General features: G+C 56.7%; 12 protein-coding genes and 2 pseudogenes. 9 read left to right on the plus strand and 5 right to left on the minus strand.

Going from position 1 to position 15610, the window contains the following annotated elements; genetic code table 11:
• Nucleotides 1–578 precede the first annotated feature (578 nt).
• On the minus strand, nt 579–3110 hold the full coding sequence (locus ACUN9Y_RS21905) for a DEAD/DEAH box helicase (protein ID WP_445462870.1): 2532 nt from the start codon (nt 3108–3110) through the stop codon (nt 579–581).
• On the minus strand, nt 3110–4804 hold the full coding sequence (locus ACUN9Y_RS21910; RefSeq protein WP_445462871.1) for a site-specific DNA-methyltransferase: 1695 nt from the start codon (nt 4802–4804) through the stop codon (nt 3110–3112). Before ACUN9Y_RS21910 ends, ACUN9Y_RS21905 begins: the two co-directional genes overlap by 1 nt.
• Before the next feature lie 204 nt (nt 4805–5008).
• Here ACUN9Y_RS21910 and ACUN9Y_RS21915 point away from each other — a divergent pair, with 204 nt between their 5' ends.
• From ACUN9Y_RS21915 to ACUN9Y_RS21930, 4 genes and pseudogenes are all read left to right on the plus strand, one after another.
• Nucleotides 5009–5197, plus strand: a complete 189-nt coding sequence (locus ACUN9Y_RS21915; RefSeq protein ID WP_445462879.1) for a FitA-like ribbon-helix-helix domain-containing protein — start codon at nt 5009–5011, stop codon at nt 5195–5197.
• Nucleotides 5194–5616 (plus strand): type II toxin-antitoxin system VapC family toxin, encoded by a 423-nt coding sequence (locus tag ACUN9Y_RS21920; protein WP_445462872.1) that lies wholly within the window; start codon nt 5194–5196, stop codon nt 5614–5616. The genes ACUN9Y_RS21915 and ACUN9Y_RS21920 overlap by 4 nt, the downstream gene beginning before the upstream one ends.
• A 548-nt stretch (nt 5617–6164) precedes the next feature.
• Nucleotides 6165–6482, plus strand: coding sequence for an ATP-binding protein (locus ACUN9Y_RS21925; protein WP_445462880.1), 318 nt, complete (start codon nt 6165–6167; stop codon nt 6480–6482).
• A 63-nt stretch (nt 6483–6545) separates the two neighbouring features.
• Nucleotides 6546–6761 (plus strand): annotated as a pseudogene (locus ACUN9Y_RS21930) (ATP-binding protein); the annotation flags it as partial.
• A 141-nt stretch (nt 6762–6902) separates the two neighbouring features.
• On the opposite strand, the gene ACUN9Y_RS21935 reads toward ACUN9Y_RS21930, so the two are convergent.
• Nucleotides 6903–7331: a type II toxin-antitoxin system VapC family toxin gene (locus tag ACUN9Y_RS21935; RefSeq protein ID WP_445462873.1), complete on the minus strand. Its 429-nt coding sequence runs from the start codon at nt 7329–7331 to the stop codon at nt 6903–6905.
• Nucleotides 7328–7582: a type II toxin-antitoxin system Phd/YefM family antitoxin gene (locus ACUN9Y_RS21940; protein ID WP_445462874.1), complete on the minus strand. Its 255-nt coding sequence runs from the start codon at nt 7580–7582 to the stop codon at nt 7328–7330. The genes ACUN9Y_RS21935 and ACUN9Y_RS21940 overlap by 4 nt, the downstream gene beginning before the upstream one ends.
• 1177 nt (nt 7583–8759) lie before the next feature.
• Between ACUN9Y_RS21940 and ACUN9Y_RS21945 the strand changes: the two genes are divergently transcribed.
• The 5 genes from ACUN9Y_RS21945 (at nt 8760) to ACUN9Y_RS21965 (ending at nt 14879) form a co-directional block, all read left to right on the plus strand.
• Nucleotides 8760–11150 (plus strand): DNA/RNA helicase domain-containing protein, encoded by a 2391-nt coding sequence (locus ACUN9Y_RS21945; protein WP_445462875.1) that lies wholly within the window; start codon nt 8760–8762, stop codon nt 11148–11150.
• 108 nt (nt 11151–11258) lie between these two features.
• Nucleotides 11259–11615, plus strand: coding sequence for a nucleotide pyrophosphohydrolase (locus ACUN9Y_RS21950; protein ID WP_445462876.1), 357 nt, complete (start codon nt 11259–11261; stop codon nt 11613–11615).
• A 363-nt stretch (nt 11616–11978) separates the two neighbouring features.
• Complete coding sequence (locus ACUN9Y_RS21955) at nt 11979–12755, plus strand: type IV toxin-antitoxin system AbiEi family antitoxin domain-containing protein (RefSeq protein WP_445462877.1); 777 nt, start codon at nt 11979–11981, stop codon at nt 12753–12755.
• A complete protein-coding gene (locus tag ACUN9Y_RS21960) occupies nt 12745–12972 on the plus strand; it encodes a nucleotidyl transferase AbiEii/AbiGii toxin family protein (RefSeq protein ID WP_445462878.1) in 228 nt (75 codons plus the stop codon). The genes ACUN9Y_RS21955 and ACUN9Y_RS21960 overlap by 11 nt, the downstream gene beginning before the upstream one ends.
• Before the next feature lie 281 nt (nt 12973–13253).
• Entirely contained in the window at nt 13254–14879 is a 1626-nt protein-coding gene (locus ACUN9Y_RS21965) for a BCCT family transporter (RefSeq protein WP_445462881.1), read from the plus strand.
• A gap of 301 nt (nt 14880–15180) precedes the next feature.
• Here the strand turns inward: ACUN9Y_RS21965 and ACUN9Y_RS21970 are convergent.
• Nucleotides 15181–15483: pseudogene (locus ACUN9Y_RS21970) on the minus strand (SDR family oxidoreductase); the annotation flags it as partial.
• Between the last annotated feature and the right edge of the window lie 127 nt (nt 15484–15610).

A 15610-nucleotide genomic window follows, 5' to 3' on the forward strand; every position in this document is an offset into this window, starting at 1 on the left:
GCTTCTTCGCGATAGGTATCGGTGTATCGGGCACGTTGCTTTTTCATGAGCGTAGCTGGCTTTGTCATGGTTCACCTCGTTCAGAGTAGTTCCTTAACGGGGTGTCCACCGCTACTGGGTAAGATCAGCCTGTGCATGTGTCAATGCCGCTACGTGTCCTGCAAGCGGCTGTGAGGAGAGATCTGGAAGGTAGGCATAGGGCAGGGGTTTAAACAGTCCCAGAGGAGCTTGAGAGGCTAACTGAAGGTGGCCAAGCATCTCATTTGGCGTTCAAAAGCTGCGAAGCAGCAGCTGTGTGACGACTCATAGCGAAGCGATGCAGCATTTTACTTCATTTTAAGAGATTTTATTTCATTTTGTCTCATTCTATTTCATTTGCGAGATCAGGGCCTGAAATGAAGCAGAGTGAAGCAAAATCTGTGATGAGCCAATGGCAGGATGTGCATTGTACAGGTACGCCGCAAGCGGCCACTGTACAATGCAATGGGCTTACTCGCCCTCTGGTCTCGACTCTGATCCTGCTCTGCGAAGCTGGGCGGCTACCGTCTTACCAATATCACCACCTGTCCCATACATGTTCATGAGCGCCAAGCCATGCGGGGGATCTCGAAGGTGGATTCTTCTTCGAGTCTGCCACTGAGATTTCTTAGGAACTTGTAATTGGACTCTCCACGGCGGCGGCCCACCATGTACACACGGCCATAATCAAGATGCTCGGCTGCTGCCTTTTCAGCTTCCTTGCCCGCACCCCATAGATGTGCACCTTTGATTTCTAGCAATGCGACCTGGTCCGGGGTTTCCCGACCTTCGAGAGCGACGATGAAGTCGGGAAAAAAACCATCTCCCTCATCCCAACGATACAGGCCCAGGGCATCAGCTCTATGAGCGCCGACAGGGTTGCGGTGCCACCATAATACCCGCGTATCTTGATCCAGAAGCTGCGCTACACGTCGCTCGTCCTCGTTCATGCCGATTGGAAAAACGCCATAAACGCTGCGCTCGGCTGTCTCCAGTGGAACTTCGCTTTCTAGTACAGGCGGGATCGACACTTCGATATCGTGAACCTGATCCAGCCGTGCCCTGCGACAGGCTTCGCGTAACAATGTTGGGTGGCTAATCAGCACTCGATCGAGTTGTTGTTCTAAAATTTCTTCGTCCTCCGGCGGCATGGCGCCACTAGCTTCGATTGCGTGCCTAAAACGATCAAGTAGTCGCTCACGAATTTCACGCTCGTTTACGCCTTCTAGCCTTAATACGACCTGCCGCGCCTTTTCGGCGATTGCCGCTACCGATAGTTGGGCCCATACATCGCTACCGTCCTCAGCGATATGCTCACTTTTGAAGATATCGGTTTCACCCCGGCGTACTTGGGTGCGTACGCGTTCCCGGCTAGCCAGCACTTGAGCGGTAAAATCGACGAATTCGACCAAGCGGATTTCTAAATCGAGCGGCGCGGGAGGCAAGCGCTCACCACGAAGTACGGCAGGAACATCCTTCCGCCGTGGATATTGACGCTTTGATTCTTGCACCGACAGGGTCAATCCGGCTAATGACTGCTTTTGATTGCCTTCAAGAGGTGGTTTCTTTTCGCCGTGTCGATGCTGCTCAGCCTGCGTCAATGCGGCTTGACCGAATTCCAGCATCCCCTGCCAGGATTTATTCGTATCAGGCGGGCCACTGCCATCGGATTGCTGCTCGTTTTCGCTTCCGTCGGCGTTTTCCCGAGTGACGTCGCCCTCAGGATTTATCGTCAGCGCGAAAGATTCTCCGGTACGCGTAAGCTGCACACTGCGCTGAGTTCCGCTATAAGTGATAGTCGTCGAAGTACCTACTTCCGGTGCCTGAGTGCGCAAGCTGTTAATCTGCGCTCCAGCGTTCAGCAACCCTTCCTGCGATTCGGCGTTGGCAAGGAACACGTAGCCATAGCCAAGTGCTTCTGGAAGGTCATCGCGCCCCTGCAACAGCGCATGTACGCGCATGAGTCGGCCTACCACCTGCACTCCGAAGGAGGGATCGCGCGCGCCACGCAGCGCCGCGAGAGTGAAAGCGCGGGGTGCATCAAAGCCCAGCGCTACTGCCATTTTGAAGATCAGTACTTCGACCTTTGGATCATTGGCCAGCGAGATCAGATCGGCGTCGGGCTCGTCGCTGGTATGGATACGTATCGCATCTTCAGCGAAACCCAGATTATCGATTAGGTAGCGCCGTGCGGTTTCCTGCGCAGCCTTGCCATTGGGCACCTGAACCAGCATGAGCGGGGTCAGATTCGTGCCGCTATTGGCTAGCATCTTCTTGATTAGCCGGTGCGTCTCTGTACATTCGCGCAACGCCAATTGCTCGAAGTCGATCAACTGTTCAGTGTCATCGTCCTTGGCAAGGAAGCGCACTACACGCACGCCCCGCTTAAGTAGCCCGGCATTGACCGCATCGATGCGCGCCACGGAGGCCCAATCGGCCTCATCGCCCAGGCGATAACCGGTATCACGCTGAAAGGGAGCGATATCGGTGTCGCGTGGGGTCGCTGTCATTAGTAGCGCATAGTCGGGCTTCAGCACGTCGCGAAAGAAAACCTGTGCCTGACGCGCACGCTGGAAACCGTGGTGTGCTTCGTCAACGATACAGCCGATACGAACACCCTGTTGCCGAGCTAACTCGATCAACGAGTCGACGGACAGGCCAGTATCGCTGGTGTTACGCGCACGGCGCCCAGAGGCATTGCTGGTTGCTACGGCACTCCAGGTTGTGACGAACACCCCACCTTCGTTGGCGAGATCCGGTCGACGATCCGATATCAAGTCAAGCACGCGTAAATTTGGCGCCTGCGCATGTAGAGTTTTGCGGGCCTGTTCGACTAGGCCAGCAAAGGGGGCGAACCAGAACCAGAGAACCTGCTCCTGCGATGAGAATCGCGCCATTGCTTCGATGGCGATGGCCGTCTTGCCGGACCCCGTTGGTGCCTGTAGGACCACCGCCGCATCTTGTTCGCGTACGGTTTTTAGCTCGGCTTCGCTGGCATTACTGAGATGCCGATATTGTTCCGCCAAGTTATTGAAGCGAGCAACCAGTCCATCGCAGAGCGTTTCCTGGAATGACTTGAGAACGAGCGGCATTATCGCTTCCTTTTACTGAAACGGGCTTGTAAGGCATCGGGGATTCGTGGCCAGTCGAGTGATGGCGCCCGCGCCTCGAATCGGTCGGGCGACCAGCTATAGACTCGTCCATGGATTGGCTCGGCTTTATCCAGCCAAACCTGTAGACGCTCGATGCTGTCTGCTTTCTGATCCGCCAGATAGGCAACCCAGCCATCATGGGCTTCGATGGCTTGAAAACCGCTGCCCATCCAAGGCTGAAGTGGCGCTTCATGCAGCAATTGCAGGGCATACCAAACTTCACCGTGAGCGATTTTTGTCGGCAGCCGGTGCATCGCTACTTGCCGGGTTCGTAGATATGCAAAGCTACCACCCACTCCTTCGATATTTTCGCCTTTAATGTTTGTATATCCGCTCATGATCCGCCTTATTCGCTCGGCGCAGACATCGCGGCATAAGTTTTTTTTAGGCTCTTCTTTTGTGGATTCGCTGTTGCTTATCATTATAAAACGTCGCTGGCCGCCATCTTTAGCATTAAGTTTTGTTATGGCGTGTGCGGTGGTTCCAGATCCGGCAAAAAAGTCTAAAATTGTCGCGTTGGGGTCGTCAAGAATAGATAATAAGTAAGTCATCATTGAGACCGGTTTAGGATATGTGAATTCAATACCCATTTCGGCCAGTCCGGCGCCATCACTTTGCGTGTTTCCTAAGTTCCTTAAAACAGAAATGACGTGTGAGTTTGTGTCACGCTTTTTAATGTTTTCAATGGCGCCGTTTTCGGTTATAACAAAGCTTGTTAGTTGACCTTTTGTATCTTTGACTGATTTAAATCCGCTGTCAATAAATGCTTGGCATAATCCACGGTTTGCCCATCCGCTTTCTACTATAACTTCGTTAGCAAGGCGCCCGTTTTCAATGTGAGCCTCTGTGGATATATGAGGCCACCTATCACTGCGAGGCGGGATTGTTCCATTATCGAATGCAGCTGGAAATCCAGATGGGAGTCTGATCTCAGATACAGGATTTTTAGGGCCATTTTTTACTATCGTGTTCCGGATTTCGGGTCGAAATATTTTGCTAGATTCTCCAATATTGGGGTCGACTACACGAGGCATGGGAAAGCGATCGGGATTCGGAGAATAAGCTAAAATGTATTCGTGAGCGATCTTTATTTTGGCTTGATTGTCAAAGTTTCCGTCTGTTTGCCAGATGAACGTTGCTAGCTTATTTTTCGGTCCGAAGACCTCATCCATTAACATTCCGAGATGAAATAGTTCATTGTCATCAATGCTGACGAAAATTACACCGTCCTCTGCCAGTAGCTCTTTGGCTAAGAGCAGTCTTTTGTAAATAAATTCCAACCATAATGAATGACGAAAGCGGTGATTTTTGTCGACGAAGCGGTCGTTATAGACAAAATCCTTATTGCCGGTGTTGTAAGGTGGGTCTATGTAGATGCAACGGATTCGCCCAGCATGAGTCATGCGTAGGGCACGAAGGGCATCGTAGTTATCACCTTCGATGATCAGGTTCTCCCAAGGCGCCTCGCCATGAGATAGAGCGGCATCAAGGCTCAACCCGACGAAATCATCGTTAATCGCTTGGTCGGCCTCGATCTCGTCGCGCTCCCACACCAGCCCTAGCTGGCGTCCACGGTCGCGCTGCTCTAGCAAGCGGATCAATGTGTCGCGATCTAGCCCTTCGTACTTGCTCATCGGTTCCTTATGCTCCACTGGCGAGCACAGGTCTCCCTGCCCTCGAAGCCTCTATTGCGGGTTAGCATGATACCTATCGCCATGCATGGGTGCATTCGTTGTACCATATGCTATCATTGATAGCATATAAAATCATATGGTGAGTCTGTCATGGCATCGATCATAGTTCGCAATTTGGACGAGCAGCTAAAGGCTCGGCTTCGCATGGAGGCGGCTAGGCATGGCCACTCAATGGAAGAGGAAGTGCGCATCATTCTGCGTAATGCCCTAAGCCTTCAACAGACAAAAGGTTTAGGGACCCGAATACATGAACGATTCGCAGATTCGGGCGGTCTTGAGCTTGAAATGCCGGCTAGGTCTGATAAGCCTCAGGACGCAGGATTCGAAGTATGATCGTTCTTGATACCAATGTGCTGTCAGAGCTTATGAAACCTGTGCCAGACGCTACGGTTGTCGGCTGGCTGGATAGGCAAGATGCTCTTTCGGTAACAATTTCCGCTATTACAGTTGGCGAAATTCTCTATAGCATTGAACGCATGCCTGATGGCGATAGCAAACGTGCTTTTGCATTCAAAGCGTCGGCAATGTTCGAAGAGGACTTTGCTGGACGAATCCTGCCCTTCGACAGCGTGGCCGCAGAGCACTTTGCAGTACAAGTCGCGGCTAGCGAGAAAAAAGGAAAACAGGTTCACACGGGCGATGCCCAAATTGCTGCTATCTGCATCCAGCATGGAGCGGTGTTGGCGACACGCAACATCGTGAGTTTTAAGGAATTGAGTGTCGAAGCTATCAGCCCTTGGGCAATGGGGTGATATCGGTACACTAGTGGTACAGTGGCTAGTTTTCTCAAGTTACGCTATGCTTCGCTAACCATCTGATAATAAAGTACTTAATTCTTTTCTAGGTTACGGGAGATTTCGTAGAACTTTCAGTAACTTATTGATTTAAAAGCGAACTAATAATCCCTTGGTCGTAGGTTCAAGTCCTACTGGGCCCACCAATGAAGTCAATTGGCTATCGGTCGCTTACTCTGTCTGTGGCCAATCCGGTGTCCCTACTGGGATCCCTAGTGTGGAGGGTACCATGCCGATTCTTCGGTCCTCTGCAGGACCCCAAGACGCTATCGAAGCCGCCACTGCCGGTAGCTGAATGACGTTATCTGAAAGATTGCCTGCCTCGCCATCGCTGTTCTCCTTTCCGTGTTTTACCGCTAGTCTGACGCCCACGATTGGGCACGCCGCACTGAAGACGAGATGGTGCGCGCTTTTATTGTGTCGCATATTCAGGGCAGTGCCGCGAAGCGCTTGACGCTAGAGGCCGCGCCCAAGCGCTTGCGTATTCCGCGCCATCGTGACCGGCTATTCCGGGCTCTTACGCCCGGCTGATGGGGCAGCTACAGAAGACCGACCTGCTGATCCTCGACGACTGGGGGATGCAGAAGATGACCGCGCCGCAGCGGCAGGATCTGATGGAGGTGATCGAGGATCGGCACGGCCGGGGCTCGACGCTGGTCGCCAGTCAACTGCCCATCGAGCACTGGCACGACTACATCGGCGTGGCGACGGTGTCCGACGCCATCCTGGACCGGCTGCTGCACAGCGCCCACCGCCTGACACTCAGAGGAGAATCGATGCGCAAGAGCGCCGTCCCGAAAACGGAAGAGGTTGACCCATCGTGACCGGTCAGCTTACAAAACCAGAACCAGCGAGAGAGCGGTGATCAGATCGGTCACGTTCGCCGGAATATGTACTTCATGGACTGGGGAGAAATTTTCGGCGATCAAGTTATTGCCACCGCCGTTTTGGATCGTTTGCTTCACCACTCAACCACCCTGAATATCAAGGGCGACAGCTACCGACTGAAGGACAAGCGCCGAGCTGGCCTCGTTACTGTGCCTGCGGCGAAGGAGGAAATAGCGCCACCCGAACCTGAATTGACATCAATGAAAGAATACTGATAAAAGGAGTGCGGCACTTTTCTTGGACTTTTCATGCGGCGATTCCAAGGCTCTCGCGTTATTTCCGTGGGCTCAGGGAACCTAGAGATACCTTGATGCGCTCGGCCAGCTGCAAGACAGCATCTTCATGTATTCGATCTTTCATTGCATCGCCTCCCACGGATTGAGGATGGTCACTCCTGTAGGCTCGAAATCGGCCACATTGCGAGTGACTACCGTCATGCCATGCACAAGGGCCGTTGCCGCGATGAGCGCGTCACGCTCGCCCCGCTTGTCGGGGACGTGCAGTCGGGCACAGCGTTGTGCTACGGCTGCATCAACTGGCAATGTTCGCCCTGAGAACTCCGGCAGTACGTGTTGCTCCAGCCACGAGCGCAGTACGGCCCCTTGGGTGGCGTCCTTGCGCTCAATCGACAACACGCCAAGCTCCAGCTCCATGATGGTGATGGCGGACATAAAAAGCTCGGCGGCATCGACGCTTTCAGTCCAAGCCGCAACGTTTGGATCAGCTCTCCCCGCTCGAACCTTTCGCAGTTCGGACACTACGTTGGTGTCGAGAACGAACATCATGAGAGATCTGCCGGCTGGGTGCCGATGGCCACACGCGGCGGTTCAAACTCAATGTCCGCAACGTCCGGCATAGCCAGAGAATCAGCAATGTTGCGACGTTGCCTTGTAAGCCGCTGGTACTCCTCGATGCTTAACAGCACATGAGCAGGCTTGCCGCGATCTGTGATGAACACCGGGCCACTCTTGGCCGCCTTCTTTGCGCGGGTAACGTCCTGGTTAAGCTCTCGACTGGATAGGGTCGTGATGGTCATGGCGACACCTCCTACGTGAATCATCTATGTAGGTATGTTGCTACGTAGATAGCGGGCTGTCCATAAGCGGCTGGCAGGCTATCGTGACAAGGGCAACCGGACGGTACAGTAGGGGTACATTCATTAGATCTGCCCTATTTCGCCAAACTGCGCTAAACTGCTGACGCACAAGTGCTTTGTGCTTATTTGGATTACATTCGCTTACGCTTGTTTTTCTAGGCATAGCGCTTTGGCGGCAAACTCATAATCCCTTGGTCGTAGGTTCAAGTCCTACTGGGCCCACCAATGAAGTCAATTGGCTATCGGTCGTTTACTCTGTCTGTGGCCAATCCGGTGTCCCTACTGGGATCCCTAGTGTGGAGGGTACCATGCCGATTCTTCGGTCCTCTGCAGGACCCCAAGACGCTATCGAAGCCGCCACTGCCGGTAGCTGAATGACGTCACCTGAAAGACTGCCAGCCTCGCCATCGCTGTTCTCCTTTCCGTGTTTTACCGCTAGTCTGACGCCCACGATTGGGCACGCCGCACCGAAGACGAGATGGTGCGCGCTATTATTGTGTCGCATATCCAGTGCAGTGCGCTCGAAGCGCATGACGCTAGAAGCCGCGCTCAAGCGCTATCTTGCCGGCACTCATTTCCCCGGCCAAGAAGCCCCCGTAGTGCCTGTGAAGAGCTAGAAAAACGAGCGCCATAAAGCCAGCACGCTAATCGAGCACCTGGGCAAGTATTTCCTCGCGGCGTTGACGCCGGAGTTGATCGTCAAGTTGCGTGACACCCGCTTGAACAGCATTGGTCATCGTGGCCAGCCGATCAGTCCCAATACCGTGCGCCTGGAACTTGCCTGCTAGTAGAAAGAGCCTGGCCATCTCTACACCGTGGCCATCCAGGAATGGGGCCTTGGTTTGACCTACAACCCCGTTCAGAACATCCGCAAGCCAAGCCTTGGGCGTCCAGAAAGCCGGGCGGACAGTACGCAGTTGAGTTTCAAGCTCGATGAACGGTAAATGTAACGTCAGGACCGCAGCCCGCCTCAAGCAGGGATGACTCCCCAAGTCTGTTGTGGCTGGCACATGAACTTCAGGTGATGTTATAGCAGTCGGTAGCGTACATAATTACACGGTGCATGTATATTTTTTACTATGTAACTATATGTTTATAAAAAGGAAGTCCGTAGGGGATGCTGGTCTACAACGCCACCAAACAGCAGTTCATCGACGATGTGCGAGCCAACGTCATCACCGACGCCATCGAGAACGAGGTGGCACGCAGACTGAACCGCAACTCGCCGCGCAGTGAGGTGACGTCGTGGGAGAACTCCCTACGCTTCATGATGAGCGTGCTGCTCGACGAGGGCATTCCCGCATCGGCGGGCGTGGCTATCGAGTACAACATTCCGCTGACCAATCGCCGCGTGGATTTCATCTTGACCGGCAAGAACCACCAGCGGGACGATGCCGCGGTCATCGTGGAGCTGAAACAGTGGCAGTCCGTCGAGGTGACGAAGAAGGACGCCATCGTGCGCACCCAGCTGGGCGGCGGCGTTCGCGAGACCAACCATCCGTCGTATCAGGCGTGGTCCTATGGCGCGCTGATCGAGGACTACAACGAGACGGTACGCTCCGAGTCGATCCGCCTGGTGCCCTGCGCCTACCTGCACAACATGAAGCAGGGGCACGCCATCAATGATCCCTTCTACGAGCACCACACAAGCCGTGCGCCGGTTTTCATTTCGCAGGATGCCCTGAAGCTCTCGGAGTTTCTTAGCCAGCACATCAAGTACGGCGACAGCAACGACATCATGTATCGCATCGAGCACGGTGTGATAAAGCCAAGCAAGAACCTGGCGGATGCCCTGGCCTCGATGATGCAGGGCAACGCCGAGTTCCTGATGATCGACGAGCAGAAGCTGGTCTATGAAACCGCGCTTGATCTTGCGCATCGGGCGGCCAACGGCAACAAGCAGTGCCTGATCGTCAAGGGCGGGCCCGGCACCGGCAAGTCGGTGGTAGCCATCAATCTGCTGGTGGAGCTGACGAAGCGCGAGATGATGACACAGTACGTGTCGCGCAACTCGGCCCCTCGGGAGGTCTTCAAGAAGAGGCTGACCGGGACGCGCAAGAAGACCCACATCGACAACCTGTTCAAGGGCTCGGGCAGCTACGTCAGCGCCGAGCCGGACACCTTCCATGCGCTGGTCGTCGACGAGGCGCACCGCCTGAACGAGAAGTCCGGCATGTATCAGAACCTGGGCGAGAGCCAGATCAAGGAGGTGATCGGTGCGTCACGCTTCTCGATCTTCTTCATCGATGAAGCGCAGCGCGTGACGCTGAAGGACGTGGGGACGGTCGAGGAGATCCGGCGGCGGGCAGTGGAGGGCGGAGCCGATGTTCACGAGCTCGAGCTGGCGTCGCAGTTTCGCTGCAACGGCTCGGATGGCTATCTGGCCTGGCTCGATCACGCACTTCAGGTTCGCACCACGGCCAATACCGATCTGGAGGACATCGACTACGACTTCCAGGTGTTCGATGACCCGAGTGCCATGCGCCGTGCGATTCTCGAGAAGAACCGCAAGGCCAACAAGGCACGCATGGTGGCGGGCTACTGCTGGCCCTGGGCCAGCAAGAAGGACAAGCAGGCCATGGACATCGTGTTTCCCGAACAGGGCTTCGCGGCCCAGTGGAACCTCGACGACGATGGCATGCTGTGGGCGATCGCCGATGGATCAGCGGAGCAGGTCGGCTGCATCCACACCTGCCAGGGGCTCGAGTTCGACTACGTCGGTGTCATCATCGGCGACGACTTCGTGATTCGTGATGGCCGCGTGGTGACGGACGCGGGGAAGCGGGCAGGGCAGGACCGCTCGGTGCATGGCTACAAGAAACTGCTCAAGGAGCAGCCCGAGCATGCCCGTGCCTTGGCCGACCAGATCATCAAGAACACCTATCGCACGCTGATGACGCGGGGCCAGAAGGGCTGTTACATCTATGCCACGGACCCCGAGACCCGCGAGTACTTCGCGGCCTTTGCTCGAGCGCAAGCAGCGACTGAGCGACTGGACGCGTCTGAGGATGCCGTGACTCTGGATGGCTTGCATCTTCCCATCGTGACGCGTGATGAGGCAGTGCCGTTCGAGCGCCATGTGCCCGTGTACGATTTGAGCATTGCCGCCGGTGAGTTCAGCGAGATGCAGATCGCCGACGCCGAGCACTGGGTCGAGCTGCCGGACTTCATGCGAGCAAGCCCCGACCTGTTCGTCAGCCGGGTGGTAGGGGAGTCGATGAACCGGCGCATCCCCAACGGCGCCTGGTGCCTGTTCCGTGCTAACCCTGGCGGCACACGGCAAGGCAAGGTCGTCGTGGTGCAGCATCGCGCCATCGAGGACCCGGACCACGGCGGCAGCTTCACGGTGAAGCAGTATCAGAGCGAGAAGGTCGAGGAGTACGGCGAGGTCGTGAACCAGCGCATCGTGCTGAAGCCCCAGACCAACGCCTTCGGCTACAAGGACATCGTGCTCGAGGACGAGCTTGAGGACCTGAAGGTCATCGGCGAATTTCTCTCCGTGCTGTGAGCGAGTGGGCGGCCGGATGGTCGCCTATGCCGATGCTGGCTGGATAGCGAGCGGCAGAGCAGGCATGCTGACCGTTATCCGATTCCCGTAGAACCAGGTGAGCCCTAGATGTCAGACCCGTTCAAGCAGCTCCGCGACGCCATGGATCAGTTCGCCACCAAGCGCGACTGGAACCAGTTCCACTCGCCCAAGAATCTGGCCATGGCGCTGACGGTGGAGGCAGCTGAGCTGCAGGAGTGCTTCCAGTGGCTGACCGAGGCGCAGTCCAGGGAGCTGGATGAGCAGCAACTGGCCGCCGTGCGTGATGAAATTGCCGATGTTCAGCTCTATCTGATCCGGCTGGCGGGCAAGCTGGACGTGGATATCGAAGCGGCATGCCGGGCGAAGATGGAGAAGAATGCGGAGAAATATCCCGCCGGCCAGGTGAAGGGAAGCGCAAAAAAGTACACGCACTATCAGGATTAGGTTCTGTACGAAAAGTCGGCGAGCGATGGCCAGACAAGGCAAAAATCTGTAAAAAGGCAGAGTTTACGCGGTGTAAATGAGGGCTTTGAACTGATTTTTAACGCCGTATGGGCAAGCGCAGACAGTTCTCGTACAGGGCCTAGTGTGATGTGTGGCCGCTTTGTCCCTGGCAGCGGCCTTCTCAGCCTGGTTTCATCCCTCAAGCTCCCTCCCGCTAAATTCGGGCCCAAGCAAGGCCGGAGACTCAGCTTTCGGTTTAAATTCTTCGCCTAAAACGGCCTTTAATGGCGATTTAGTGCTTGAAGATAAACCAGCGTGGTTTATTCTTCACTCTGAAGACGGAATTTAAGGCCGCTTTTTCACGTGAAAATAAACCAGCTGCTGCACAAGATACCATATGGCGCCGTCGTGACGACCGCCTGGCTGGCGTCACACGGCGTCACCTCGGATCAGGCGCGTAAGCTGGCCAGCAGTGGCTGGCTTAAGCGCGTGGGGCACGGCGCCTACTGCCAAGCGGGGGAGCCGCTTACCTGGGAGAGCGCTGTTTTCGCCTTGCAGGTGAGCGACGACACGGGCTTACCACCTCTTTGGCCGGGTGGCCAGACGGCCCTGGCACTGCATGGCTTTGCCCACTATCTACCCATGGGGGAGCGCACGACGCACCTGTATGGCAAGGAAGCCGCTCGGCTGCCCCGGTGGTTGAATGACGCCGAGTGGGCAGGGCGGATGGTGCTCCACTCCGAAAAGGGCCTGCCAGTGCAGCTTCCCGGCAGCTTCACGGACTACGCGCCGGATGGCAGGGCCTTCAACTTGCAGGTATCGACCCCCGAGCGAGCGGTGCTGGAGTGGATCGCCGTGACGCCGAATGCGCTGCTGTTCAGCAGTGAGCTGGTCGACACCTTCGGCGGCCTCAATACGCTGCGTCCGCGTCGGCTGCAGGCATTGCTGGAGGGGTGCCGTTCGGTGAGAACCAAGCGGGCCTTCCTGGTGCTGGCTCGCCACGCCGGGCATGCCTGGTACGGTCGTCTGGAACCACGTCGACTGGACCTCGGTAAAGGCAAGCGGCAGCTCTGCCAGGGCGGCAAGTTGGATAGGGAATATCACGTGACGGTGCCGGAGGCGTTCCTGCATGCCGATTGACGCTCGCTACCACGAACAGGTCAGGCTGTTGGTCTCGCTGCTGCCATTCCTCAATGACGAGCCGTGTTTCGCCCTCAAGGGTGGCACGGCCATCAACCTCTTCGTGCAGCCATTACCTCGTCTATCGGTCGACATCGACTTGGCCTACCTGCCGCTGGAGCCCCGTGACGAGGCACTGCGACGTCGCCGCGAGGCACTGCAGCGGCTGGAAGAGTGAATCGCCCCGGGTTGGCTGGAGCTCTGCCTGGCTCTTGATGGAGCGCTGTTGGTGCGTGACTGCCGTATGAATTCCGGCCCTTCGGCGGGTGGTGATGGGCTTGGGACGCCAGGGCTTTGCGCGGTATTCGCGGGCTACCGTGTAGCGAGATGTAACTGACGCAGGGGCGACGAAGGCGGTTCATCGAATCCCATCTACCGAGAGATATGGCGGCAGTGGGGGCACCTTGGCGTGATTGCTGAATAGCTCCTATGGTGTCGGAAAGACTCGGGGGAATAATGATGGATGCACTTGCGCGCAGGCTGGGCCTCAAGACGGACCCCACCATTTTCTTTGTTTCCGCGGGGATCATGGTCGTTTTCCTGGTGATGCTGTTGATTGCACCCGGTCCGATCGGAGAGGCCTTCGGCGCAGGGCGTGAGTGGGTCGTGACCAACCTCGGTTGGCTGTTTATTTTTGGGGTGACGAGTTGGGTGGCGTTTTTGCTGTGGGTGGCGATCAGTCGCTTCGGGTCGATCCGCCTGGGGGGCAACGACGCGAAGCCGGCCTACAGCAACCTTTCCTGGTTCGCCATGCTGTTTGCCGGGGGCATCGGCACGGTGTTGATGTTCTGGGGAGTGGCGGAGCCGATCTCCCACTTTGCGACCCCGCCCAGGCCGGATGTTGAACCCTTTTCAGTCGACGCCGCCGACGATGCCATGAGCTTTGCGATCTATCACCTGGGGCTGCACACCTGGGCGATCTTCGCGATGCCAGGGTTGGCTTTTGCGTACTTTATCTACCGCTACAACCTCCCGATGCGGTTTAGCTCGGTGTTCTACCCGCTGATCGGTGAGCGGATTTACGGTCCCCTCGGTAAGGGGCTCGACATCTTCGCCGTTCTTGGCACTCTCTTTGGTGTGGCGGTTTCTGTCGGCCTTGGCACCCAGCAGATTAACGCGGGACTGACGGAATTATTCGGTGTTCCGGATTCCGTGATGTCCAAGGTTATCATCATCGCCGTTTTGACCAGCGTCGCGGTAGGGTCGATTGTGGCGGGGCTGGATTCTGGCGTGAAACGGCTTTCCAATATCAATATCGGCATGGCCGTCGGCCTGATGCTGTTCGTGCTCTTCACGGGTTCGACGGTTTTTCTTTTCCGAGCCATTGTCGAGACCTTTGGGCTCTATATATCGAACCTGCTGCCAATGGCATTCTGGAACGACACCCTGGCTAAGTACACCAGCGATGATGGCAGTGGCTGGGGCTGGCAAGGCAGCTGGACCGTGTTCTACTGGGCCTGGACGGTGACCTGGTCTCCTTTCATCGGCATCTTCGTTGCGAGGATTTCCCGAGGGCGCACCATTCGCGAGTTCGTCCTCGGCGTATTGTTCGCACCGTCCATCTTTACGCTGGTCTGGTTTGCGATCTTCGGCTGGTCGGCGATGGAGATCGACGGGATCGGTGCCGAGGCCCGGGCAGCATTGGGGGACCAGGCTGGTAGCCTGTCTGCCGCGGTGAGCGAGAGCATCCCCCTTGCGATGTTCGCGTTCTTTGAGAACTTCCCGGCCGCGACCTTGATTCAGGGGCTGGCGGTGGTCATTGTCGCCATTTTCTTCGCCACATCATCGGACTCCGCTTCCCTGGTCGTCGATATGCTGTGTACCGGTAGCCCGGACCCGGGCCCCTGGCATCAACGCGTCTTCTGGGGTGTCTCCGAAGGCATGCTGGCGGCCATGCTCATCGTGCTTGCCGGCGACGCAGGGCTTACCGCGTTGCAGGAAGTGATTACCGTGGTCGGCCTGCCGATGTTTATTCTGGTATTTGCCATGATGGTGGCGTTGTTTCGTGGCCTATCCCAGGAAGACTTGAGTGAGGTGCGGGTCGGCAGCCCACCTAAGCGGGCGGAGTTGCGACCGGAAGACTAGGCGGAGCCCGAGCCGTAGCGGGGTCGAGATAACACGGCTCGCTACCCATGACCGGGTAGCGCGGCCGGTGGTGGGGCCGGTGGTGGGACCGGTGGTGGGACCGGTGGTGGGCCCGGTGGTGTGGGAGGCGACGCACGGCCTGGCGACAGAAGGCCAGCCTAATGACATGGCCGTTGTGGCTGTCCAGGTTCAACGCCAATGGGTTATGCCGAGCAAGCCAGAAGTCAGGCGGGCTCGGGCTCGATTTCAGGCCGTTGCTCGATGCTGAGCGCCGCATCGGTGTCGACAGTGGCGAGGGTGCTCAGGTATTGAGGACCACGCCACCATTGAGATGCAGGGTCTGTCCGGTCATGTAGGACGACTCCTCGCTGGCCAGGTAGACGTAGGCGGGGCCCATTTCGCTAGGTTGCCCCGCGCGGTCCATGGGCACTTGCCCGCCGAAGGTCGCGACCTTGTCTGCGTCGAAACTGGCGGGTATCAGTGGTGTCCACACCGGCCCAGGGGCGACCGCATTGACACGAATTCCCTTGTCGACCAGCGATATCGCCAAGGAGCGAACGAGGCCCTGAATCGCCCCCTTGGTAGCCGAGTAGTCGATCAAGGTTGATCTTACCCAGTAGCGGTGGACACCCCGTTAAGGAACTACTCTGAACGAGGTGAACCATGACAAAGCCAGCTACGCTCATGAAAAAGCAACGTGCCCGATACACCGATACCTATCGCGAAGAAGC

The organism is Halomonas sp. V046, assembly GCF_052645355.1.